18 protein-coding genes and 1 pseudogene are annotated in these 24,508 nt (G+C 67.4%); 11 read left to right on the top strand and 8 right to left on the bottom strand.

The genetic code is table 11. The annotated features are described in order from the left end of the window. Positions 1-613: pseudogene (locus E1261_RS23630) on the bottom strand (hypothetical protein); the annotation flags it as partial. A gap of 246 nt (positions 614-859) precedes the next feature. Next, positions 860-1,228 carry a hypothetical protein gene (locus E1261_RS23625; protein WP_132409990.1) on the bottom strand — a complete coding sequence of 123 codons (369 nt, stop codon included), beginning with the start codon at positions 1,226-1,228 and terminating at the stop codon, positions 860-862. A 203-nt stretch (positions 1,229-1,431) separates the two neighbouring features. Between E1261_RS23625 and E1261_RS23620 the strand changes: the two genes are divergently transcribed. Both E1261_RS23620 and E1261_RS23615 read left to right on the top strand, forming a co-directional pair. Then, positions 1,432-4,167: an AfsR/SARP family transcriptional regulator gene (locus tag E1261_RS23620; RefSeq protein WP_132409988.1), complete on the top strand. Its 2,736-nt coding sequence runs from the start codon at positions 1,432-1,434 to the stop codon at positions 4,165-4,167. Positions 4,168-4,506: 339 nt separating this feature from the next. After that, positions 4,507-5,169, top strand: a complete 663-nt coding sequence (locus tag E1261_RS23615) for an ice-binding family protein (protein ID WP_165952629.1) — start codon at positions 4,507-4,509, stop codon at positions 5,167-5,169. 108 nt (positions 5,170-5,277) lie between these two features. Here the strand turns inward: E1261_RS23615 and E1261_RS23610 are convergent, their stop codons facing one another. After that, positions 5,278-6,402 (bottom strand): FAD-dependent monooxygenase, encoded by a 1,125-nt coding sequence (locus E1261_RS23610; RefSeq protein ID WP_202874965.1) that lies wholly within the window; start codon positions 6,400-6,402, stop codon positions 5,278-5,280. Further along, positions 6,381-7,388: a DUF418 domain-containing protein gene (locus E1261_RS23605; protein WP_132409982.1), complete on the bottom strand. Its 1,008-nt coding sequence runs from the start codon at positions 7,386-7,388 to the stop codon at positions 6,381-6,383. Before E1261_RS23605 ends, E1261_RS23610 begins: the two co-directional genes overlap by 22 nt. A gap of 110 nt (positions 7,389-7,498) precedes the next feature. Here E1261_RS23605 and E1261_RS23600 point away from each other — a divergent pair, with 110 nt between their 5' ends. The 8 genes from E1261_RS23600 to E1261_RS23565 all read left to right on the top strand — a co-directional run bounded on the left by E1261_RS23600 (position 7,499) and on the right by E1261_RS23565 (position 15,259). Further along, a complete protein-coding gene (locus tag E1261_RS23600) occupies positions 7,499-8,596 on the top strand; it encodes a sensor histidine kinase (protein ID WP_132409980.1) in 1,098 nt (365 codons plus the stop codon). Then, positions 8,593-9,225 carry a response regulator gene (locus tag E1261_RS23595; protein WP_132409992.1) on the top strand — a complete coding sequence of 211 codons (633 nt, stop codon included), beginning with the start codon at positions 8,593-8,595 and terminating at the stop codon, positions 9,223-9,225. Before E1261_RS23600 ends, E1261_RS23595 begins: the two co-directional genes overlap by 4 nt. Positions 9,226-9,294: 69 nt before the next feature. After that, the gene (locus tag E1261_RS23590) at positions 9,295-10,266 is read left to right on the top strand and encodes a hypothetical protein (RefSeq protein WP_132409978.1); all 972 of its coding nucleotides are present in this window, start codon (positions 9,295-9,297) and stop codon (positions 10,264-10,266) included. Further along, on the top strand, positions 10,263-11,369 hold the full coding sequence (locus E1261_RS23585) for a hypothetical protein (protein ID WP_132409976.1): 1,107 nt from the start codon (positions 10,263-10,265) through the stop codon (positions 11,367-11,369). The genes E1261_RS23590 and E1261_RS23585 overlap by 4 nt, the downstream gene beginning before the upstream one ends. A gap of 109 nt (positions 11,370-11,478) precedes the next feature. Next, a complete protein-coding gene (locus E1261_RS23580; protein WP_132409974.1) occupies positions 11,479-11,682 on the top strand; it encodes a hypothetical protein in 204 nt (67 codons plus the stop codon). Continuing rightward, positions 11,679-12,026 (top strand): ArsR/SmtB family transcription factor, encoded by a 348-nt coding sequence (locus E1261_RS23575; protein WP_132409972.1) that lies wholly within the window; start codon positions 11,679-11,681, stop codon positions 12,024-12,026. The genes E1261_RS23580 and E1261_RS23575 overlap by 4 nt, the downstream gene beginning before the upstream one ends. Continuing rightward, a complete protein-coding gene (locus tag E1261_RS23570) occupies positions 12,023-13,684 on the top strand; it encodes a SulP family inorganic anion transporter (RefSeq protein WP_132409970.1) in 1,662 nt (553 codons plus the stop codon). Before E1261_RS23575 ends, E1261_RS23570 begins: the two co-directional genes overlap by 4 nt. A 201-nt stretch (positions 13,685-13,885) precedes the next feature. Further along, the gene (locus E1261_RS23565; RefSeq protein WP_132409968.1) at positions 13,886-15,259 is read left to right on the top strand and encodes a condensation domain-containing protein; all 1,374 of its coding nucleotides are present in this window, start codon (positions 13,886-13,888) and stop codon (positions 15,257-15,259) included. 7 nt (positions 15,260-15,266) lie between these two features. Here the strand turns inward: E1261_RS23565 and E1261_RS23560 are convergent, their stop codons facing one another. After that, a complete protein-coding gene (locus E1261_RS23560; protein ID WP_132409966.1) occupies positions 15,267-16,226 on the bottom strand; it encodes an RNA polymerase subunit sigma-70 in 960 nt (319 codons plus the stop codon). A 142-nt stretch (positions 16,227-16,368) separates the two neighbouring features. Between E1261_RS23560 and E1261_RS23555 the strand changes: the two genes are divergently transcribed. After that, positions 16,369-17,313, top strand: coding sequence for a TIGR03560 family F420-dependent LLM class oxidoreductase (locus tag E1261_RS23555; RefSeq protein ID WP_132409964.1), 945 nt, complete (start codon positions 16,369-16,371; stop codon positions 17,311-17,313). Here the strand turns inward: E1261_RS23555 and E1261_RS23550 are convergent. The 3 genes from E1261_RS23550 to E1261_RS23540 all read right to left on the bottom strand — a co-directional run bounded on the left by E1261_RS23550 (position 17,300) and on the right by E1261_RS23540 (position 24,243). Continuing rightward, the gene (locus E1261_RS23550; RefSeq protein WP_132409962.1) at positions 17,300-20,479 is read right to left on the bottom strand and encodes an AfsR/SARP family transcriptional regulator; all 3,180 of its coding nucleotides are present in this window, start codon (positions 20,477-20,479) and stop codon (positions 17,300-17,302) included. The two genes, E1261_RS23555 and E1261_RS23550, sit on opposite strands and share 14 nt — an antisense overlap. Positions 20,480-20,544: 65 nt before the next feature. Beyond that, positions 20,545-21,360 (bottom strand): twin-arginine translocation signal domain-containing protein, encoded by an 816-nt coding sequence (locus tag E1261_RS23545; protein ID WP_132409960.1) that lies wholly within the window; start codon positions 21,358-21,360, stop codon positions 20,545-20,547. Between the two features lie 96 nt (positions 21,361-21,456). Next, entirely contained in the window at positions 21,457-24,243 is a 2,787-nt protein-coding gene (locus E1261_RS23540) for an AfsR/SARP family transcriptional regulator (RefSeq protein WP_165952628.1), read from the bottom strand. Positions 24,244-24,508: the final 265 nt, after the last annotated feature.

The following is a 24,508-nucleotide window of genomic DNA, read 5'->3' as shown; positions in this document are numbered from 1 at the left end:
GGGTTGGGGTGAGGGGTGTTGTCGTTGCTAGAGGCAACAGGATTAGGGCGGCGGTGGTGAAGCCGAGTAGGGCGCTGGTTGTTGGGTCTTGTTGGTTGCGGTTGAGGAGGGTGGTTAGGGCGTAGCCGGCGCCTGAGATGAGCGAGAGGGCGATGCCTGAGGTTGAGGGGGTGCCGGAGGCTTCGTTGCCGATGACTAGGAGGGTTAGGCCGAGGATTGCTAGTAGTAGGGCGGTGGTGATGCGTTCGCGGGCGCCTAGGGCGATGAAGAGTGGGCCTACGCCTAGGGAGACGACGGTGGCTACGGCGATGCCTACGCGGGGGATGGCGGCGAAGTAGCCGAGTTGGCAGACGGCTAGGCCTAGGCCGCTGAGGAGGTAGCGGAGTGGGGCGGTCGCGAAATGGTGGGTTATTCGGGTGCGGCCTAGTAGGCGGCAGGCTGCGGCTAGCCAGATGGCGCCGGTGAGTAAGCGCCAGAAGGAGATTGCTGTTGAGTTCAGGCCGCTGTGCTGGGCGAGCAGGGCGCCGGTGGGGCCGCCGGTGCCCCAGGCGATTCCGGCCAGGGCGACGTACAGGAGACCGCGCGCCGAAGACGGCGCGAGACGGTGGTGCATCAGACACTCCAGGGTGTTCGCACGGAGAGATTGGGGCGTCTGCGAACAGCCCTAAGAAGCCCGGGTCATCACCTGGGCGCGCTGAGGTTTGCCGTCCGCTAAGCGGCGGCGGGCGGAGTGATGATGCGATGCATGTCGGCGACCCTAGCAATCACCCGACTAGCTGCCGAACCGTTTTCGAGCATAGGCACGGAGGAGTCGCCGCGATTCCTGGATCGCGGCGACTCGCCGTACAGGTCCTGGGGGTTACGCGCTGGCGCAGCCCAGGTATTCGAGGTAGAGGCTTGACATCCAGTCGACGTCGTGGGGAGCGGTGATGCTTGACAGCTTGACCCACTGGTTGGGGCCGTTGTCCCAGCGGTGGGTGACTGGGGTGGCGCCGTCGACTGAGCCTCCTGGGCCCTTGACGGCGGCGCCTGCGCCGACAGAAGTCTGCATGTTGTTGAAGTCGGGCAGTTCGTAGACGCCTCGAACGACCGGCGGGGTGGTGCCCACGGGACCGAGGACGCGGTACTTCAGGCCGTTCGGGCATCCTTCGGCGTTGGCCAGGGTGGGGGTTGCGAGGAGGGTTCCACCGAGGATTGCGGCGCTGACCGCGGCGATGACTTTGCGCATTTGATCTCCCGAGATGTAGGTGCTTGCCCAGTTCATGCGTGACAGCTGAGGGTCTGGGCAAGCTGAGGTTGTGTAGAGCCTCGCGAGTTCACCTTCGGAAAACCTTTGGCCCTCCTTGCCCCGTACCGTGGGCCCTGCCGCCGCCCCGCGGACCGGGGTGCGTGGCTGATGGGGCAGCTGGTGCTCACGGGGGGAGGGCTGACGTGGCGGAGATTCGTCTGCTGGGGCCGGTCGGGTTGTGGATCGGCGAGGTGGAGGTCGACATCGGCGCGGCTAAGCAGCGGCTTGTGTTTGCTGCGCTTGCGGCCCAGCCTCGGCAGGTGGTGCCGATTGATGTGCTTGCTGACCGGGTGTGGGGTGAGCAGTTACCGAAGCGGCCGGCTGGCACTTTGTATCCCTATCTGAGTTTGCTTCGGAGTGCGCTTGGGCCGGCGGGGTTCGGGATCGATCGGCGCAGTGGTGGTTACGTGCTCGACGCGCCGGAGACCGCTGTCGACGCGCTCCGGTTCCGGCGCCTAGTCATGGAGTCCGATGCCGCGGGGCTGTGGGCGGCGTTGGCGTTGTGGCGTGGGGTGCCGCTGACGGGGATGGACAGCAGTTGGGCGGTGTCGTATCGCAACGGTCTGCTGGACGACCGGTTGTCGGCGTGGTTGCGGCTTGCCGAACGGACGGAGGGTTTGGGAGGGCTGGCCGATGAGCTCGTCCGGGTTGCGGGCGAGTATCCGTTGTCGGAGCCGCTGGCTGGGTTCCTGATCCGGGCGTTGGTGCAGGCCGGACGGCGGGCTGAAGCGTTGCGGTCGTATGCCGAGCTTCGGGATCGGCTGATTCGTGAGCTCGGCGAGGAGCCGAATGACGAGCTCCAGGAACTGCATCTGAGCATTCTTCGGCGCGAGCGGACGCCGACCGATCAATCCATCAAGCCCGTGCCGCGTCAGATTCCAGCGGTCACCCAGGCACTCGTTGGACGGGCCGCCGAGTTGCGGGCGCTGGACGAGTCGCTCGACATCGCAGTACCGGCTGTTGCGATCTCGATCATTGTGGGGACGGCCGGCATCGGCAAGACCACGCTCGCGCTGCATTGGGCTCACCGCATCAAGGACCGGTACGGCGGCGGCCAGATCTTCCTGAACTTGCACGGGTTCGACCCGGCAGGCGAGCCGACCGCACCCGCCGAGGCGCTCCGCGTGTGTCTCGAGGCGATCGGTGTCCGGCCGGAGGAGGTGCCGGATGGACTCGAAGCGCGGGTTGCGATGTTCCGGAGCCTCACCGCGGAGCGACGGCTGCTGGTCGTTCTCGACAACGCCCGTGACGCCGCTCAGGTCCGTCCACTCATACCGAGCGGGCCTGGGTGCGCTGTCGTCGTCACCAGCCGGAATCAGCTGACTGGCGTGGTCGCCGAGTTCGGTGCGCGTCCGGTCATGCTCGATCTGCTGAGTGCGGCCGATGCCGAGAAGCTGCTCAGCGAGCGGATGGGTGTCCGCCAAGTCCCCGCGGAACCAGCGGCAGTCGCGGCCTTGGCGCGGCACTGTTCCGGTCTCCCGCTCGCGTTGTCCGTGCTGGCGGCACACGCTGCGCTGCTGCCGAAGCTGCCGCTCGGCGAACTTGCGTGTCAGCTGACCGACAGCGGGTCCCGCCTGGACCGATTCGAAACCGCGGATCCGATGACGTCCGTGCGCGCCGTACTGTCCTGGTCCCGCGACGTGCTGGATCCGGAGGCACGGCGACTGTTCCGGCTGCTCGGCCTGCATCCCGGTCCCGACATTTCTGCGCCTGCGGCGGCGAGCCTCGCGGGAACGGATCGCGCGAGCATCGAACGGGCGCTCCGCAGACTGTGCCAGGCGAGTTTGCTCGTCGAGCATGTCGCCGACCGGTACGCCTGCCACGATCTGCTCCGGGTCTTCGCCGCGGAGACGCTCAGCGCCGAGGAGTCCCCGGCGGACCGGGACGCGGCCCTCCGTCGGCTCCTCGACCATTACCTCCACACGGCGTACCGGGCCATCGGCAGGCTCAACCCCGGCCGCGACGAGTTCGATCTCGGGCAGCCGTGCGGCGGCGCACGTCCAGAAGACATTGCCGACGTTGGTACGGCGCTCGCCTGGTTCACCGATGAGTTGCCCGTGATCAGGTCAACGATCGAACTGGCATCCGCTACCGGGAACCACGTCGACACCTGGCGGCTGGCGGATCTCACCGCCCGCTTCCTCGGCCGGAAGGGTCGCTACCAGGACGCGATCGCCGTCGAAGAGGTCGGGCTGGCCGCCGCACAGCGGCTCGGCGACTCCTCTGCCCTCGCGATGAGCTATCGCGGTCTCGCCTACTTCCACAGCCGGGCCGATCAGTTGACCGAGGCCCGGCAGCACATTCGCCGTTCCCTGCAGCTCTACCGCTCGAGCGGCGACAGAATCGGGCTGGCGTCAGCTCTGGAGACCGCGGCGCTGGTGCTGGACCAGAGCGGCGAGTACCGCGCAGCGATCAGCCATCTCGAGAACGCGGCCAGGATCTTCACCGCCCGCGGGCATCGGATCCGTCAGCTGCGCTGTCTCGGTTCCATCGGCTGGTACCAGGCTCAACTCGGCGAGCTCGACGCCGCGGCCTCAGCCGGCCGGGAGGCACTTGCGCTGGCCGGTGACCTCGGCGACCTCAAGTCTGTCGCCGCGGGTCACCAGCTGCTCGGCTATGTGAGTAACTGCGAGCAGAACTACGGGGCTGCAGTCCGTTCGTACGAGCAAGCCGTGCAGATCTATCGCAAGATCGGCGACAGGTTCTACGCTGCTACGACCCTCCAGTCGATCGGCGACATCCAGGCCGAGGCAGGCGACAACCGGGCCGCCCGGACGGCCTGGACGGATGCCCTCGGCATCTTCGACGAGCTCGACCATCCCCTGGCAGAGAAACTCCGCACCCAGCTCGCCACCCACCCCTCGGCGAGACGGGTTTGAGCGATGGTGTGGCCCCAGGCCTGGCTCATGAGGCGAAGCCGTGATTACATAGCGGAATCAAGGAGACGCGTTACGTCGCGGATGGCTGTAGGCCAGGTACCGCACGCTGATCTCCATCGCGCACCCGGGTCGCCGACATCACAGCGGCCGAGCGCAGACAGAACCAGGGAAGGCTTGGCTTTCATGCCAGTCGACACCGTTCACGTCATTTCCACCGTTCAACCAAGCGGCCGCCGCGTGCGGGCGCGAAGGGGTTTGGCCCTGCTGTGTGGGGTTGCCCTGCTGGGGGCAGGCACAGTGGTTGCGAGTCCTGCCTATGCCTATAGCAATCCCTCGCCTGTGAATCTTGGGGCCGCGGGCAACTATGCGATCCTGGCGAGTTCGGGGATCAGAACGACGGGCGTCACCGCCGTTACCGGTGACATGGGGATCTCGCCGGCCGGGGCCTCCTCGATCACTGGCTTCGGCCTGACCCAGTTCGGCACCTTCGCAACCTCTCCCCAGGTCGTTGGGATGGTGTACGCCGCCGACTACACCGCGCCTACCCCGGCCAACCTCACCACGGCCGTGGGCAACGAGGTTACTGCCTACAACGACGCTGCCGGCCGGACGCCTGCAGACTCCCTGAACTACCTCGCCGGTGCGGTGACCGGACCCCAGACCCTCGGCCGCGGCGTCTACAAATGGACCACTGGCGTGACCGTGTCCGGGACTGTCACCCTCAATGGTGGCGTCAACGACGTGTTCATCTTCCAGGTTGCCGGCACCCTGAACTTCTCAGGGTCCGCCAAGATCGTCCTGACCGGCGGAGCACGCGCCTGCAACGTGATCTGGCAATCCGCCAGCCAGGTGACCTTGGCAGGAGGCGCCGAGACCAAAGGCGTCATCCTCGGCAAAACCGCCATCGTCGCGCAAAGTGGAGCGACACTGACGCCAGGCCGAGCTCTGGCCCAAACCGCAGTCACCATGATCGCCAACACCGTGACCGCACCAACCTGCTGACCAGTTCACCCAACGTCTGATCCAACGGATGGCAGTGGGCCGGCCCTGGCGGGTCGGCCCACTTGGTCGTGGCATGGATCAAGACCGGCCTGCCAAATCGTAGAGGGCCTATTTCGACCGCCAGGTGAGCATGGATTGGTTGGCGCGTAGGAAGAGGCGCTCGGGGAGGAGTCTTGTGGCGGTGTTGCGGAGGGGGACGGTCAGGGGTCCGGATGCTTGGGCGAACGCTCCGAAGGTGGCTGATTGGCGAGCTATGGCTTGGGTTCGGGGGCGTCGGCGGCGGTTGTAGAGGACTAGGCCGTCGTCGATGTCGCCGTCGAGGGCCTCGGCGAGCTCGACCGCATCCTCCAGCGCAGTACCGCCGCCTTGGCCTAGGTCGGGGGTCATGGCGTGGGCGGCGTCTCCTAGTAGGGCTGCGCGGCCGGTGACGTAGGTGCGCAAGGCGGGGAGGCGGTAGATGTCGTGCTGGAGGATGTCGGAGTTCGTGACGCTGTTGAGGATGGCTGGGATGGGGGCATGCCAGTGGGCGAAGCGGCGGCAGAGTTCGGCGCGGTTGTCGGGGAACGTCGTACCTGCTGGGGTTTTGGCTGTTAGGTAGGAGTAGATGGCATTGTCGGCCAGGCGGAAGATGCCTACTCGCTCGCCTCGGCCCCAGGATTCGGTGACGTCCGAGTCGAGGTCGGTCGGTGGGGCGATGAGGCGCCAGGTGGTGTAGCCGGCGTACACGGGTGGTTTGGCGTGCGGCCATAGGGCAGCGCGGACTGTGCTGTGGAGACCGTCGGCACCTACCAACAGATCGGCCGAGGTTTGTACGCCGTCGTCGTGGGTGACCGTCACCTGGCCGCCGGAGTTCTCGACGCTAGCGACTGTCGTGCTCAACACGATCGCGTTGGCGGGAACGGCTTTGCGGAGGATGTCCAGGAGGGTGGGACGGCGGAGCATGAGGGTTTCGCCGTAGGGGGTTTGGAGGGTTGAGCGGAAGAGCCAGCGGCCGTGGTGGTCACGGAAGCCGCCTGGGCCTTCGGGGGTGCTGAAGGCTCGTACCTGGTCGCCTACGCCTAATAGGTCTAGCGCGCGGGTTGCGTTGGGCCAGAGGGAGATTCCGGCGCCTACCTCGCGGAGAGCGGGGGCGCGCTCCAGGACCTTGATGTTCCAGCCGCGATGGTGCAGAGCGATGGCGGCGGCTAGGCCGCCGATGCCCGCTCCGACGATTACCGCGTTTCGTTCTGCCAAGTCTCGATCGTAAGCGATCTCAGGGGCGGACGGTGGGTCCAGGTTGCCCAGCGCCAGAGCCATTCGAGGGGGCCTTGGGTAAAACGGCGGAGCCAGAGGGTGGAGTAGACGCATTGCGTGGTGAGGATTGCGGCGGCGATCAGTACGACGTCCGTGGTCGCGATCGTCTGTAGGTCGAAGACTGCGACGATCGTGAGGACGAGAGCAGTTGCTGCGAGGTAGTTGGTGAGGGCCATTCGGCCCAGTGGCGTGAAGATCGCTTGGAGGATTGGACGGAGGCGAGTCCTCAAGAGCACAAGCAAGAGGCAAACGTAGAAGGCTGCGACGAGCAGACCTCCGGTGGCTAGGGCGGTTGAGAACGCGCGGTCGTCAGGCTGAAGGGTTGTCTGCCAGATCAGGACCGGTACGGCGGCCAGAGCGAGGCCGAGTGTGGTGATCGGCAAGCCCCGGCCGAGCTGGGGTAGACGGTCGACGAGGTTGTAGCGGACCAGGGCCGAGCCGGTGAGGAACAGGGCTGCGGTGAGGGTGAAGCGGCCGTCGCCGGTGGCTAGCGAGACGATCAGGAGGACCGGGCCAAGGATTGCTACGGCTGGTCTTGGTAGCCAGGTTGAGGGGAGCAGGACTAGTAGGCCGACTACCGCATAGGTCGAGAGGATGTCGCCCCACCACAGGAGCAGAAAGTGGGCGGCGCCGATCGCCAGTAGGCAGAGGAGACGGCGTACCAGCAGGACGCGCGGGCGTGGGGCGCGGGCTGAGGCGGAGCGGAGCAGTAGGGAGAAGCCGATGCCGAAGAGGAGCGCGAAGATCGGCATGAAGCGTTGCTCTACAAGAAGGCCGAGCCAGATGGAGCCGTCTGAGCCGGTAGAGACTTCGACCGTTCGGCCGCCTGAGATGGGCTGGACGTTCGCCAGCAGGATGCCGCAGAGCGCGAAGCCGCGGATGACGTCGAGCTCGGCGATCCGCGGTTGTCCTGAAGAGGTGGGCATGAACTCAACCCTCGGGACTACGGGCAGCCAGGGATAGCAGCCGAAAGTACGTTGCAGACAGTACTTTCGGCCGGTTCTACCCGGCATCGGTGATTCCGTACGCTGGGCAGATGCGATTGGCGAGGACGGCGAGTGACATCGCGTTGGGTGGCATCCTCGTTGTGCTGCTGGGATTCTCGGCGTACCAGCTCGCGGTTGCCTGGGGCGCGGCGTACTGGGTTCTCGATGCTGTTGCAGGGGCGGTTGTCGGTGTGATCGCCTTGCTGCGCAGGCGCGATCGCTGGTATGCGGCAATCACAGGGATAACTCTAGGAGCGGTGACGGTGGTGTCCGCGTGGCTTGCGGACCTGCCGACGGAGCCAGGGCCGGCGATGGCCTTGGCGCTCTCGGTGCTGGTCGGCTCCGGGGTCGCGAGGCTGCCAGGGACACAAGCCATCACCATCACAGTAGGCGGGTTGCTGGTCGCGGCGGGCAGCCTCCTGATCAGCCAAACCTCAGGCGTGGCAACGATGAACGCGATCGGTTGGGTCGTCGCGGCATCAGTCGGGACCTGGCTAAGACTTCGCGCCGTACGGCGACATGCGATCGCCACCCGAATCCGGCGGGACGAGCGGGTGGACCTCGCGCGGGAGCTGCACGATGTCGTCGCGCACCACATCGCGGGCATCGTGCTCCAGGCCCAGGGTGCGCGGATCGCGGGGCGGCGGCAACCTGCGCAGTACGACGAGTCGCTCGCGGGAATCGAGTCCGCCGGAGCGGAGGCGTTGGCTGCGATGCGTCGTGTGGTCGGCCTGTTGCGAGACGGCGACGCGATGCCCGGCCCGGCAGGCTTGGTCCAAATTAAAGAACTCGTCGAACGCTTCAACGGGCCGACGCCCGAGCTCCACCTCCCTGACAGCGAACCCGAATGGCCGCAAGAAGTCACGACCACCGTCTGCCGCATCGTGCAGGAGTCCCTGACCAACGTCGCTCGGCACGCTCCCCACGCCGGCGCCGTCACGGTGAACGTCATCCAGGCCGGGCGTTCCGTCACTGTCGACGTACTGGATGACGCCGAGGCCGGTCCCGTGCGCTATCGGCGGGGCGGGTTCGGGCTGGTCGGCATTCGGGAGCGCGTCGAGGCGCTCGGCGGCACACTGACCGTCGGTCCCCGCGCCGTCAAAGGATGGGCCGTCTCCGCGTCACTTCCGCTCGGGCCGGCGCGATGACGATCAGCGTGCTGCTGGCCGACGATCAGGCGATGGTTCGCAACGGCCTGCGGTTGATCCTGGAGAACCAGGCTGACATCTCAGTCATCGCGGAGGCGGCGGACGGCGTCGAGGCGATCGCGTTGGCCCGGGAGTTGCGGCCGGACGTGTGCCTGGTCGACATCCGGATGCCACGGCTCGACGGTGTCGAGGTCACCCGCGCGCTCGCCGGTCCCGACGTACCGGAGCCGTTGAAGGTAGTCATTGTGACCACGTTCGATCTGGATGAGTACGTGTACGGCGCGCTGCGCGGTGGGGCGGCCGGGTTCATCCTGAAGGATGCGGGGCCGGCGTTGCTGGCTGAGGCAGTTCGTGCAGCACACGCTGGGGATGCGCTCGTGTCCCCTTCCATCACGGCGCGTCTGCTTCGCCAATTCACACCGGTCAGCCAAACCAGAACGCCGTTGACCGATCGCGAAGCCGACGTCGTGAAGGCGATCGCGCGCGGGCGCACCAACCACGAGATCGCGGCCGAGCTGTTCATCGCGCTGAGCACTGTCAAAGGCCACGTCGCCGGCATCCAGCACAAGCTCAGCGCCCGCAACCGCACCGAGATCGCCATCTGGGCCTGGCAGTCCGGTCTGCTTTAGACCGGGTAGCCACGATGACGTGGGGCAGGCCATCATGGTCGGGCACTGGTGGGCTACCGAGAGAGATCAATGGGTGACGCGGACAGTCAGGCGAAGATCGAGGTTACGGTCGGCTGGGTGGTCGGGCTGGTTGCGTGTTCGCTGGGCTTTCTGCTGGCGATCGTGTCGGTGACGTTGCCTTGGACGTTCGTCTATCCGCGGCCGGGACAGAGAGTCACGCCGGGCGGGCCTACTGATCCGTTCCTCACCAGAATCAGCAACTACGAACCTGCTTCGACGGTGACCGTTCTGATGGTGATCGGGTTTGCGCTGATCGTCGCTGCGTGTTTCGGGACCAGCGGGTGGGTCAATGCTGTACTGCGGGTTGCGGCGCCGGCCATCGGCACCTTCGGCGCGTGGTTCATCGGAATCGCGTACATCGTCGTGCTCAGGACTGTCGACTACGGCTACACACGTGAGGTCGGCGAGGCGGTTCGATTCGATCGCGCCATTTACAACACTGTGCCGGCTACTGGCCTCTCGTTGTGTTGTTTCGGTGTTCTGCTGATGGCCGTCGGGTCGGCGCTGGCCCGCCGGCCGCTCTCCCTCCCGCACCGCGCGGTGGGGGTGCAGCTGGACCGTCTTGGGTATGTGTGCGCCGGGGTTGCCCTGGTCATGCTGCTCGGCTCGTTCTCCGAGCCGTGGCTTCGGCAGCCACCAGACCCGTCGTCCGTCAGTCGCTCGTGGGGCGGACCGCCCCAGCTCGCGTCCTGGTTGGTGGTCTTCCGGTTCACGACGATCGCCGCCTTGATCTTCCTGACTGTGCTGCTGGTGTCGAAGTCGGCGCGGGTCCGCAACTGGATGGCGAGGGCCGGGATCGTCACGTGCGGGGTGACCGTGGTTGTCCTGTTGACCGGGCGGATGATCGCTTGGGTCCCGGCGGTCACGGTCGACATTCGGCCGACCTACTACCTGGCCGTCGGCGCCGCCGTACTGCTGATGTTCGCGTTCCTCGACGCAGCGCTTGGTGAAGTTGTCCGTCGTCTGAGGGAGTCATCATGATGTCGAAGAAGCCCAGCACCATCGGGGTGAGACTCCGGCGCCAGGCGGCGGCCAGGCGCCGGACCGCTGCGGAGACTCCAGCGCGGCGCCTTCTGAGCGGCCGGAACTGGTTGCTGGTGGCACTGGTCGGCGCAATCATCAGCGTGGCGATCCCGTCGGTGTTCCCGGCGACGATCGACGCGGCCCGGGACCTCTGGAGCGATGATCCGATCACGATCGAGACGGCCGATGTCAGCACGACCATCGCCGGGGTGCCCATTGTGGCAACCCCCGGGGACATGCCGAAGGCCGAGGAATCCAGCGCGATCGCTGACCTTGCCTACCAGGCCGGAGGTCAGCCGGCCGGCCTGTCCGGACAACGGCTGACCTTCCGGAACCATCGCTCCAGCGAGGTTCTGGTGACCGGCATCAAGCCGGTTGTCGAGAAGCAGGCGAAACCTCTCGACGGAACCCTGGTGAAGTACTTCAGTCAGGGTGGTGCCGAGACAACGGTTGTCGATCTTGACCTCGACGCTCCAGAGCCGCAGCCGACCAGAACCGAAGCCGGCCGGCCCACCAAGGAGCCGTTCTTTTCCGGCCACAACATCGTCCTCGAGCCCGGCGAGACACATCTGATGCACTTTCGCACCGTGACGCAGCGCTGCGATTGCACCTGGCGGCTGCAGGTCACCTACCGGTACCACGATCAGGACCGCACCGTGACCGTCCCGGCCGCGGACCAGCCGCCCTTCCGGATGACGGCGTACGCCGTGCGCTACCGCACCGTCTATCACGTCGAGGTGACCGGTATTCAGAAGCCCGACCCCAAGACCTACTGCGCAGACGCAGCGATCTGTCGTGCCGCACTCCGGTCGTGCGGAACGGTACGCACAGCCACCAGGACGGCGGTCGTGCGGGTCGAGAAGGGCACGACGTGCGCGGAGGCGGTACGGATCGCCGACCGGTATTACAACGACGCTTCGCTCTCTCACACAGGAAGCGGCGGTTTCGCCGAGGTTGATGGTTGGACTTGCGGCTCAGCTACGGCCGCCGAGGCGGAAAACACCGGACACCTCGGATCCTGCACTCGGGGAGCGGCGAAGGTGAGCATGGACGCGACGTAACCCGCACTCGCAGCGGGCCCGGCGTCGTTGGCGTCTTCACGACTTGCAACATTCTTCAATTCGCTACATGATGAACTGACCCTGAGCCAGCGCGAGGAAGAGGTTCGTCGTGGAGAGCAGTCAGTTCGCCGGCGATCTGCGGCGCCGGGTGCGTGAGGCCAGGCAGGCGCTGGGCGAGGCGCGGGCCGAGGGCGATTTCTATGCGGTGGATATCCGGACCGGTGAGCTCGACAGCCTGCTGCGGCTCGCGATGGAGAACGGCGTCCTTCTCGCGGATGAGTACGAGAACGCAGACCCGGCCGGCGAGCGATGAGCGCGCCGGTTCCGCTCTACCAAGCCAAGGCGGAGTTCTTCCGCGTGCTGGGGCATCCGGTCCGGATCCGCGTGCTTGAGCTGCTGCAGGACGGACCGCGACCGGTGCGGGAGTTGCTGGCCGACATCGCGATCGAGCCGTCGGCGTTGTCCCAGCAGCTCGCCGTACTGCGCAGGTACGGGATCGTGGTGTCGCGTCGCGAAGGGCCGAGTGTGGTCTATGAGCTCGCGGGTGGCGACATCGCCGAGCTGCTACGGACTGCGCGCCGGATCCTGACCGAGCTGATCACCGGCCAGAACGAACTGCTCGCCGAGCTGCGTGGAGCCGAGGCCGCCGCTCAATGAGCGTCCTGGGCCGGTCCCGGGAGTTGCTTCCGGCCCGAGGCGACCTCGCCGCGATGCTGCACCAGCCCCGCCGCGATCTGCTCGCGGGCCTGACCGTGGCGATCGTCGCGCTGCCCCTCGCGCTGGGGTTCGGGATCTCGTCGGGGCTCGGTGCAGCCGCCGGCCTCACCACAGCAGTGGTGGCCGGAGCTCTGGCCGCGGTGTTCGGCGGGTCGAGCCTCCAGGTATCAGGGCCCACCGGCGCAATGACCGTCGTACTGGTCCCGATCATGCACGCGCACGGAGCCAGCGGCGTACTGACCGTCGGGCTACTGGCCGGACTGATCCTGATCGGCTTGGCCATCGCGAAGGCCGGCCGCTACATGGCCTTCGTTCCCGCGCCGGTGGTCGAAGGATTCACGCTCGGAATCGCCTGCGTCATCGGCCTCCAGCAGCTACCCGCCGCACTTGGCGTCGCGACACCGGACGGCGACCAGGTGGTCGTCATCGCGGCCCGCGCCGTCGCGGCGTTCGCGCAGCATCCGCACTGGATCGCAGCAGCCCTCGCGGTGGTTGTCGCGGCCATCATCCTGGCCGGGGCCCGGTTCCGGCCGACCGTGCCGTTCTCGATCCTCGCAGTCGTGGCGGGCACGGTCATCGTCGAGATCGCCGGACTCGACGTGGCACGCATCGGCGAGCTACCCACCGGGATTCCGGCGCCGTCACTGTCGTTCCTCGACCTGTCGACGGTCTGGTCGCTGGCCGGACCGGCGTGTGCGGTCGCTGCCCTGGCCGCACTGGAATCACTGCTGTCGGCGGCTGTGGCCGATGGGATGGGAGTCAGTCACCGGCACGACCCGGACCGGGAGCTGTTCGGCCAAGGCCTGGCGAACCTGGTGACGCCGCTGTTCGGAGGCGTCCCTGCCACCGGCGCGATCGCCCGGACAGCCGTCAACGTCCGGTCCGGCGCGGGATCACGCCTGGCCGCGCTTTTCCACGCCGCGCTGCTCGCCGCGATCGTCTACACGGCCGCACCTCTGGTCGAGCGGATCCCGCTGGCCGCGCTGGCCGGCGTACTGCTGGCGACCGCTGTCCGGATGGTCGAGGTCGGGTCGGTGCGGGCGATGGCCGGCGCCACCCGATCGGATGCCATCGTGCTTGCCCTGACTGCCGCCGCGACCTTGGCGCTCGACCTGGTGAAAGCGGTCATTCTCGGTCTCGTTGTGGCCGGCGCGCTGGCGTTGCGCGCTGTTGCCCGCAGCGCGCGCCTGCGGCAGATGCCGCTGCACCCCGACCTTCCCGGCGACCATACCGCCGAGGAACGAGCACTGCTGGACGAGCACATCGTTGCCTACCGCATCGACGGCCCGCTGTTGTTCGCGGCGCACCGGTTCCTGCTGGAGCTGACCGAGGTCGCGGATGTCTCGGTAGTGATCCTGCGGATGTCGGCGGTCAGCGCGATCGATGCCAGCGGTGCTCTCGTCCTCAAGGACGCCATCGAGAAACTCCAGCACCGCGGTATGACGGTCCTCGTCTCCGGCATCCAGCCCGGCCACCACCGGACGCTCGATGCGCTCGACGTCATCAAGCACCTGCACGCCGCAGGCCAGGTGTTCCCGAACACACCCGAAGCCATCCAGGCCGCACGATCCCACCTGCAGCACACCGGCGTCCTGTAGTCCACTGCGGCACTTGGGTGCCCGAGGCAATCAGCGACGTGAGATATCGGTAGGTATTTCCGTTTTCGCTTGACCTGGGCGTGCGTCTCCCCCAAGGGTTGTGAACGTCCGATTGACTGCGGACTCTCCAGCAGTCGTCGGCCATTTCCCCTTGCCCTGCTCGCGTTTCGACGCCCTGCGAACCGGAGTACACCTATGCGCATGACCGATATCCAGCGTTGTGAGGTCCGTGCTGGACGTCTTGTGGAGTGGACTGTTCATCCGTTGGCCATCGAGGCCGCGGCGGAACTGCCGGAGGATTTGCGTCCGCCGAGTTACGTCCAGGAGTCGCACGTGCAAACTGCGCGCTCGGTGCGCGACGGCGGGCTGTTCGTGCCGACCTGGCTGGGTACGGCGTTCGACATCCCGGGTCAGGTGGATCTCGACGTACTCGAAGAAGCGCTTCGCGTCTGGACGCTGCGGCACGAAACGATGCGCAGCGGCTTCCGGGCGGTCGACGGGCAGATGCAGCGCTTCACGTTGGAGGCCGATTCCCTGACCCTGCAACGAAAAGACGCCGGCAACTTCCCCGATGCCGAGGTGCTGACGCAGTACTTGCAGGACAGGTTCGATGTCGCGGCCGACGCGCTGAGCTGGCCGAACTTCATCTACACCGCCGTCGTCCGAGACGACTGCACGAGTGTCTATCTCGCGTTCGACCACAGCAACGTGGACGCGTACTCGATCTACCGCATTCCCACCGAGATCCACGAGCTCTATGCGGCAGGCCTTGAAGGCCGTGCCGACGAAACCGTGCCGGTCGCCAGCTACGTCGACTTCAGCGCCGCCGAACGCACGAAGGCCGATCAGATCGACGTAGACGACCCGATCGTCGATCGCTGGCGTGAATTCGTGACGAACTGCGACGGCAAACTCCCGAACTTCCCCCTCGACCTCGGCCTCGACCCCGAAGGCCCACTGCCGACGCAGAAGTTCCTCACCGAAATGTTGGTGAACGATGCTGACGCGGCAGCGTTCGAGAAACACTGCCGACCGTACGGCGGAAGCCTGGTCGGCGTGCTCGCAGCCACCGCCCTGATTGTTCGCGACCTGACCGGCCAAGACGTCTACCGGACCGTCGCCCCGTTCCACACGAGGGTCAAGTCCGAGCTGTCCGAGTCGGTCGGCTGGTACGTCGGTGGTGCGCCGCTCGAGATCCCGGTCGCCGAGGCAACCAACTTCGACGACGCGCTCGACTCGGTCCGCACCGAACTTCGCAAGAACCGGCCGATGTCGCGCGTGCCCGTCGCCCGCGTGCTCCAACTCCTGGGCACCGACTTCCGCCCCACGTCCCCCGACCTGTACTCGATCGTCTCCTTCGCCGACGGACGTTCCGTCGAAGGATCGGAGCGGTGGCAGGAGCTGAAGGCCTACGGCCTGATCCGGGTCTCGTACGGCGACCAGGTGTGCGTCTGGATCAGCAGAGTCCACGAGGGCCTGCAGTTCGCCTGCCGCTACCCGGACACCGACGCCGCCTACAAGAGCATGCGCCTGTACGTCGAGCGCCTCCGCGACGTCATGCTCGCCGCAGGCTGACCACGGGCTAGCGCGCGAGCAGCAGCGGCAGGCCGGAGCGCTCCACCAGGGTTGGATCGGCGAAGGACGTGATGCCGCGAACGCCGTCGTACGTGATGTCGAGAACGACCAGGCCGAAGGCCTCGTACGAACCGTCGGATCGCCGAATGTAGTCGGCCGCTGCCGGCTGGCCGTTGGCGGCGGTCGGCAGCATCCGCCAACTGCCCGGACCATCGACGAGGACACGATCCATCAGGAACCGCAGGCAGGTCTTCAGGCCGGCGAACCACGTGCTGGTACCGGCCGCCTGCAGGACGGCATCGTGGTGGAGTACCTCGGCCAGCGCCGCGGCGTCGCTCGCTTCGATGGCCGCGATGTAGCGGTCGAGCAGATCGCTGAGCACCGGATCGTTCGGTTCCGAAACCTCGTCGAGGCGCGGAGCAACCTCGGCCATCTTGCCGCGGGCCCGCTGCAGGCTGCTCTTGACCGCGGTCGTCGTCGTCTCCAGAACCTCGGCCGTCTCGGCCGCTGAGAACGAGAGGACATCCCGCAGAATCAGCACTGCCCGTTGTGACACAGGCAGATGCTGCAGGCTCGCAATCACGCCGAGCCGCAAGGTCTCCCGGGACCCGACGATCGCCGCCGGATCCAGCAGCGCCTGCGGAATCGGCTGGACCATCCGTACTCCGGCACCCAGCTCCCGGACGGGCGCGTCCGGATCGTCCGTCGGCGCGCCGAGTCCGGACGGCAGGAACCGTCTGCTGCGGTGCTTGAGGGCAGTCAGGCAGGTATTCGTGGCGATCCGGTAGAGCCAGACGCGGACGGACGCGCGACCGTCGAAGTTCTGGTAGCTCTTCCAGGCTCGGAGCGAGGTCTCCTGGAGCATGTCCTCCGCCTCGTCGACGGACCCCATCATCCGATAACAGTGCGCGAGCAACTCGTGGTGGAGTCGCTCCAGTTCACGCAGCAGCACTTCGTCGTCCGCCATGGTTCCGGCATCGTACGGCGGTATCGCCCGCCCCTGCCAGCGCTGTCCGACGTGTCAAAGTCGACGGGGCGATCGCGATTCCTTCGGCCGCGCAGTGAAGTCAGTACACCTCATCGTTCTGACTACCTCGCGGGAGCATGCCATGCAGTTCAACCTGTTCCTCCCCACCGGCTTCGGTGCGGACCTCTCCTCCGCCGAGGATCCGGTGGACATCATCGAGCGGATCATCGGACTCGCCCAGGTCGCGGAGGAGGCAGGGTTCGCCGAAGTCTGGCTCCCCGACCACCTGCAGACGATCCCCCCGACGAACAACCATCACTTCGAGGCCTGGACGCTGCTGACCGCGGTCGCTCGAGCGACCAGCACGATCCGGATCGGGCAGCTGGTGACCGGCAACGGCTACCGCCATCCCGCACTGCAGGCCAAGATGGCCTCGACGCTCGACGTACTGTCTCGGGGCCGCCTCACCTTCGGGATCGGCGCCGGCTGGTACCAGCCCGACTACGACGCTTTCGGCTACGAGTTCCCCCGGGCCGGCCAGCGGCTCCGGGAACTGCGCGAGGCCGTGCAGGTCATCCGATCGCTCTGGACCGAGGAGGTGACTGACTTCGACGGCGAGTTCTACCAACTGAAAGGTGCTTACTCGCAACCCAAAGGCGTCCAGCAACCGCACATCCCACTGATGGTCGCCGGGGGCGGCGAGAAGGTCACGTTGCGGATCGTCGCCGAGTTCGCCGACGTCTGCAACCTGATGACGTCGCCCGCGGAGATCGAGCGCAAGCTGAAGATCCTGCGTGACCACGCCGCGGCTGCCGGCCGCGACATCGAGTCGATCAGGATCACTGCCACCACCGCCGCCTTACTCGCCGAGACCGACGAAGCTGCCCAGGCCTTCCTGGACCCGAGGATGGGCGCCTTCTACCCCGGCGACTTCGGCTCCTACCTGCTCTACGGCACCGCCGAAACCATCCGGGACCGGATCGACGCCTACGCGAAAGCCGGCGTGACCGAACTCGTCGTCGGCTTCCACAACGCAACAGATCCAGACGCGATCAAGCAGTTCGCCCGGGCCGTCACAGGTCGGTGAGGGATTTGCGGACGTTGGTGGCTTCGGGCGAGCCGAAGGCTTCGAATCCGCGGAGTGCCTCCAGGAGGTGTTCGCGGTCGGCGTGGATTTCACCTAGGAGTTGGTGGGCACGCGCGATGCCAAGCAGGTAGCCGGTTTCCTGCAGGATGGCCAGGGCCTGGGCGCCGTACTCAGCCGCGGCCTCGATGTCGCCGAGGGCCAGCTTGACGCGGGCCAGTACGACGATTGCGTCGCCTTCCTGCATGCGGTCGGTGCCGGTCGAGAGTTCGACGGCGTCTCGGGCGAGTGACTCGGCCGTGTCCAGGTCCGAGCCGGCCAGTGCGACGAAGGCGAGTCCGCGGACTGCGTGGGCGCGGTACTCCCGCAGCAGGTCCGGGCTCGCCAGTTCGGCCGCCTCCTCGAACGACTCGCGCGCCGCGGCGACGTCGCCGAGCGTGAGGTAGCAGAACCCGAGTTCGTTGCGGACCAGAGCGCGGGACCGAAGGATGTCGATCTCGTCGGCCACCCGGCGCGCCGCCAGCAGCAGCTCCTGCGCTTCGTGCGGGCGACCCGTATCGCGCAGCAGACTCCCGCGCAGATAACCGATGACGCACTGCCGGGAGGTGTCGTGTAGTTCCTCGACCAGTCGTCGGCCGCGCTCGAACAGCTCGTCGATCCCGTCCAGGCGACCGAGCGTGATCCGGCCATGGCAGGCGTAGAGCACCCCGGCCACGGCGATGCTCGGCGCATCGGGACCGGCCAGGTCGGCCGATCGCTCCCACGCGTCGGCCGCGGAGCCGAGATCACCGGAGTGATAACTGAGGAAACCCAACTGAAGAAGAGTCAGCGACTGACCGACGGTGTCGTTGGCACGCTCCTGGACATCGCGGGCGCGCTGCAGATGCTCGCGTGCAGCCGACCGATCGTCGCCGCGGACCGCGATCGTCCCGGCGGCGTACAAGCCATAACCCAGTACGGCATCGTCTCCGGACTGCTCGGCCGCATTGATCAGCTGGGTGACCTGCTCAGGATCCAAAGGCCGACCGACGCCGGTACTGATGATGCCCAGCTCTCCGAGCGACAGCGCGACCGCCTGCTGGTCGTTCGCAGCGCGGGCAGCCGCGACGACTGTGTCCAGCATGGACAGTACGTCGACCCGGCGGCCGTACCGCTCCATGTCCGTGACGACGCCGAGCGCCAGATGCCAGCACCAGTGCACAGGCCCGTGATCGGCGCAGTCCCGGATCGCGGCATGAATGTTGTCGAACTCGTCCGTCAGCCAGCCACGGGCTTCGGTCCTGGAGGCAAACTGCACAGCCGGTACGTCGGGCAGTGGCGGGCACGGTGGTTCGAGACGCCAGGCGATGAGCAGCCGAGCGGCGACCTCCCGGCCGCGGTAGTACCAGGTGTACAGGCGGTTCCTCGCCTCGGCGCGTTGCGGCTCCGTCTCCTCCTCCATAGCGCGGCTGCGGGCGTAATCACGGAGCAAGTCGTGAAAGCGATAACGGCCGGCCGCATGCTCGTCGAGCAGATGCGCGCCGGTCAGCGTCCGCAGCGCGGCCCGCGCGTCGGCTACGGGCAGCGCGCTCATGGCAGCCACTGCGGGCGCGGTGAAGTCCAGCCCCGGCACCAGGCCGGCGAGCCGGAAGAGCCGCCGTACTCCGGGCTCCAGCCGTTGGTACGACAGGTCGAAGGCACCGGCGACGGCGGACTGCTCGTCGTCGGAGAGGGCGAACGCAGCGAGGCCGCGTTCCCGCAGTTCGAGGAGGTAGTCGGCGATGGTGCGATGTGGCTCGTCGGTCAGCTGGGCGGCCGCGATCCGCAATGCCAGCGGGAGACCGGCGCAAGCCTCGATCAATTCGGCGACCGACGATGGTTCGGCTTCGACGCGCTGGGTGCCGAGGAGCCGGTCCAGAAGGTCGCGAGCCACCGCAATCTCCAGCGTGCCAAGGACGATCCGGTGCGCGCCTTCGCGCGCGACGAGACCGGTCATCCGAGTGCGGCTCGTGACCAGCGCCAGGCAGGTGGAACCAGCCGGCAGCAGGGGACGCACCTGCTCAGCAGAGGCCGCGTTGTCCAGCAGGATCAGCATCTTGCGCCCAGCAACCAGTGACCGGTACTCGTTGGAGGCATCGATGACCGACTCCGGAACCTGCTCCCGGCCGAGTCCGCGGAGCAGATGGCCCAGGGCATCCAGTGGCTCCAGCGCGGGCGCCGGTGAGTGTCCGCGCAAATCGACGTACAGCTGACCATCGCCGTACCGGTCCGCGACGTGGTGGGCGTAGTGCAGGGCCAGCGTGGTCTTGCCGACCCCTGCCATGCCGGACAGCACGATCGGTCCGTCGGCCATGGCATCCAGCGCGGCCAACTCGGTTTCGCGACCGAGGAAGGCACCCGGCGCGGGCGGCAGCTGGGCGGGCGCCGTACCGGTCCTGGCGGGTGGGCCGTCCAGCGCAGGGCTCTCGGTGCGGATCGACTCGAAAAGCTCACGCAGTGCGCGGCCGGGTTCAGCCCGGAGCTCCTGGACGAGTCGCCGGCGCGTGGCCTGGTAGGTCGTCTCCGCCCGGGACTGCCGGCCGGACCGGTACAGGGCGAGCATCAGCTGACCGACGATTCGCTCCCGCAGCGGGTACGCCGCGACCAACTCGGTCAGCTCGGGCACGATCTCCCGCGCCCGGCTCAGTGCGAGCTCAGCGTCGTACAGCTCCTCGTACGCGATCAGCCTGGCTTCCGCGAGCCGATTGGCCTCGGCCGCGACGATGCGTGGCTCGATGACATCCCTGTACGGCGTCCCGCGCCACAACCCGAGCGCCGATCGGAACCGCGGCACCGCCCGCTCGAGATCACCGGCCGCGACTGCGTTCCGGGCCGCGGTGTGCTGGTCGGTGAACTCGAAGGCGTCGAACTCGTCCGGGCCGACCTCCAACTGATAACCGCCCGGAACGCCGCGAAGGCGCTCCGGGCGGTCGAGCACGTGACGCAACCGGTGCACGTGGACCTGGAGACTGTTCGACGGACTGTTCGGTGGCTCGGTACCCCACAGAGCCTCGGCGAGAGTCTCGACCGGTACGGCGCGATTCGCTCTGACCAGGAGAACAGCGAGCAGCCGGCGGCGGAGCTCCGAGATCGGAGCCACCACCTGCGCGTCGACGATCGCCTGGACAGTCCCCAGTACTTCGAATCGCACACGCGCCTCCCGAGCCGAACCCCCATCATCGGTGATGGTAGGGGCGCCGGCCCAGGATCAGCGCGTCAGTAGGCCTGCGTCCCGAGCGCCTTGCGGTACGACGCCGTACAGAACGCCTGGAAGTTGGCCGCATTGGTGATCGTGCCGGAGGTCCGCCCGATCCGGCGCAGTACGGCGGTGGAGTTCCGCTCCGTGTTCGGGCCGTAGTCGCCGTCGACGACGGTGGAAATGCCCCAGGCGTGGTGGCACGCGGCCTGCACGATGTACGTCTGGGACGACGAACTGGTGGTGAACTTGCAGTTGGCCAGCTCACCGTAGAGGTCGTTGTCCACGTGGATGTGGTTCCAGTGGTCGCGGTTGTCCATGTAGGTGAGGACGTGCCGGAAGCGGCGCATCAGGCCCGCGGCGGTGCCCCAGTAGCGGCGCTTCCAGTAGTCCGCGTTGGCGTAACCGCGCCAGACGTCGTACCGCATGCTGACCCACTGCCGGGTACCGCTGCTGTTCTCGAACATGATCCGGCCGATGTCGAAGGCCCGGCCCGCGCCATGCATCCCCGGCTTGTCGGTATAGGCGCCGTAGGAGTAGATCCGGGTCGGCGCTCCCCACGAGGTCGGGGCGTTGGAGTCAAGGTAGGTCCGCCACGAGCTGAGCTGGTTGTAGAAGTTCGATTCGAAGCTGAAGCTGTCGGCGTTGCCGTTCGGTTCGTAGTACAGATCGCAGCTGGTCACACCCAGGTAGTTCCTGGAGACCAGCGCTTCGGTCGCTGCGTTGGCCTGGCCGGGAAGGATCAGTCCGGCAGCGCCGCCGAGCCCGGCCGCCCCCGCGATCTTCAGTAGTCGTCGACGCGACATTCCGTCGAATTCCGATGTCATCTCAACCATGGCGAGACGCTAACCGCGCCCGAGTACCCCGCGCATTCCCCCGAAACGCCGCAGAAAGCGACCAGAAAGCGCCGTACCAACCCGTGGTCAGGCCGACTACCTCGAGGGGTCTACAGCCAGCCGCTCGGCGAGCGCGCTGCGGGCCTCTGCCGCGGCCGGACCGGCGAAGCCGGCGAGTGTGTCCAGGGCGTGACGCCAGGTACGACGGGCTTCGGCGTGCTCGCCGGCGTCCTCTAGCGCGTCTCCGAGGTGGGTCAGGGTATCGGCGACGAAGTGCTGGTCACCGGTCTCGCGCCAACCAGCCACCGCATGCCGGTAGGCATCGATGGCAGCACCATGGTCGCCGGAGTGGTGGTAGGCGTAACCGAGGCTGTCCCAGGCCGCCGCTAGAGTCCTGCCCCTACCAATCTCGATCGCCGCCTTGCAGGCGGACACAGCAGCGGCGTACTCGCCAAGCAGGGCGCTGAACCAGCCGATCTGATTCAGCGAGCTCGCGCAGTTGGCCTCGTCTCCGAGACGGGTATGGAGCTCATGAGCTTGCTGTGCATGGTGCCGAGCCGAGGCGTAGTCCCGCTGCCGTTCGTGCAGCGCGGCCAGCATTTGGTGGCAGCCGGCCACGCCCATCTGATCACCACTACTACAGGCGATCTCGAGGGCAGCGTCGAGCTGGCCGGCCGCCTCCGGGTACCTGCCCAGGCCGATATACGCACGACCGAGCCCTTTATGAGCCATCGTCGCCGCGGCCCGGTCACCGAGCCGCTCGGCGGCCGCCAGCGCGAGCTTCTCCACCGTGATCCAGTCGTCGAACAGTCTCTGCTGCCAGAGGAATGTCCCGAACGTGTCACTGAACTGGATCACCACCGCGTCGAGATCGGTGGCCCAGGCGGCGTGCACGAGCCTCAGCAGGACCAGACGTTCCGCGCCGAACCAGGCAATCGCCGTGTCGGGGTCGGCCGGCTCATCGGGCGCGACGCCAGGACGGACAGGCGGCGGCACCAGAGCAGGCGGGAGCCTATGGGGAACCAGGAACTGCTCGCTCGTGTACGAGCCCCACAGGTAGTGGTCCAGCATGCGCCGCGCAGCGACACCGCGCTCCGGATCGGACTCCGCGAGCTCGGCGGCATAGACCCGGACCAGGTCGTGCATGCCGTATCGACCGCCCTGCACTGTCACCAGATGGGCCGCCTCGAGCTGCCGTAGGGCGGTGTGCACGCTGGCGTTGCCGGTGAGACTCGCGGCCGCGCTTGCAGAGATGTCCGGCCCCGGATGCAGCCCAAGCAGCCGGAACGCCCGCTGCGCTTCCGGCTCCAGTGCGTCGTACGACGAATCGAACACTGCCCGGATCGTCGTCCTCGGATCGTCGGTGTCGAACGCGTCCAAGCGTCGCGGACTCGCCAGCTCACCGGCCAGCTCAGCCAGTGGCCGGGTGGGGTGCTGGGCAGCCCGCCCGGCGACTACGGCCAGCGCCAGGGGTAGGCCACCGCACGGCCGGAGCAGGTCGGCGACCGCGGCTGGTTCGGCTGTGAGTCGCTCTTCGGTCAGCCGAGCCTGCAGCAGTGCCCAAGCATCGGCGGTTGCGAACGGATCGAGGCGGATCGGCTCGGCACCGCGTTCGGCGACCAGCCCGGCCAGCGCGTTGCGGCTCGTGACCACCACCAAGCAACCACCAGCGCCCGGCAACATCGGCCGGACCTGCTCGGCATCGCGCGCATTGTCCAACAGCACCAGCACACGCCGGCCCGCAATCAGGCTCCGGAACAGTGCGGCCCGCGCCTCCAAACCAGCCGGAATCTCCTGTGTGGGTTGGCCAAGCGCCTCAAGGACGCCGCGGACGGCCTCGCTAGGCGGCATCGGCGTACCGAGTGGGTCGAAGCCACGAAGATTCAGATAGAGCTGCCCGTCGGGAAAGCGCCCCGCCGCCTGATGCGCCCAGTGCACCGCCAGCGTCGTCTTGCCGATCCCGCCAGGGCCGGTGATCGCAGCGACCACGGCCGTCCCTTCATCACCGGATCCCACTGCGTCGGCCAGCTCGTCGAGCCGCTTCAAGTGCTCCGCCCGACCAACGAAGGGCCGCGCGACCGCAGGCAACTGACGCGGTACGGCGGCGCCGGCCTCGCGATGCGGCAACGGGGCTGCTGAAGTGTTGCGCAGCAAGGCGGTATGCAGTCCGCTGAGTTCGTGGCCGGGCTCCACACCCAGCTCGTCCGCCAGCCGCTCCCGCAACCCGGCGTAGTGATCCAGAGCCTCGGCCCGGCGGCCGGCAAGCGCCAAGGCACTCAGCACGTACCCCGCGAGCGGCTCGGACAACGGGTAGTCCTCGGTGAGCGCGAGCAGTTCCTCCGCGATCAGGTCGAGGCTTCCGGCCCGTTCCCGATGCCTCGCGAGTCCCAGCCAACCGGCGAGACGCTCCTGGCTCAGCGTGACCCGGAAGCTGTTCACCCAGTCCCCGGACAGATCGGCCAGCGGCTGTCCCCGCCACAACGCCAGCGCTTCGTCCAGCAACTCGATCGCGGCAGACTGATCGGACTCCTTCGCGGCCCGCACCCGCTCGCGGAACCTCGCCACATCCACGTCGCCCGCCCCGACAGCACAGAGGTAGCCGCCGGAACGCCGTACAAGCTCGATGCCTGCCGGCTCGAGCACCCGGCGCAGCTTGCTCAGATACGGATAAAGCGAAGCGGCTGGTCGGCCGGGCAGACCCTCGCCCCAGACCCGATCCATCAACACCTCGACCGGCACCAACGTGCCCGGCGAAGCCGCCAGCACCGCAAGCACCAGCCTGGGCTTGGCGGAACCAATCTCCAGCCGCGCATCACCGGCCCACACCTCAACCGGACCGAGCAGCCGAATCTCCAATGCCGCCCCCAGACAGCGAAAGGTCACCCCGAAACCCACAACCTACCGCGCAACCGGGCCGCAGGGTGGCCCTGTGAGGCAGGGCGGACCGCCACCACCGTCTAACTCTGCGCGGCAGGCCTGGTTCACGCTCAGCACGGCGTGTCCGGGCGGCTCATGCGCGGGTTAGACGGTGGTGCGGGTCCGTACCCCCAGGCCATCACAAATGGCCGCCGGCCGCGTGCTCACGCGGGGAACGGCGCTCCGCGTGCAGTTGTGATGGGCCGGCGGTCCGCCCCGACCACTCCACGCC

The organism is Kribbella albertanoniae, assembly GCF_004348455.1.
GTDB classification, from domain to species: domain Bacteria; phylum Actinomycetota; class Actinomycetes; order Propionibacteriales; family Kribbellaceae; genus Kribbella; species Kribbella albertanoniae.
This window is presented reverse-complemented; position numbering and strand designations above follow the sequence as displayed.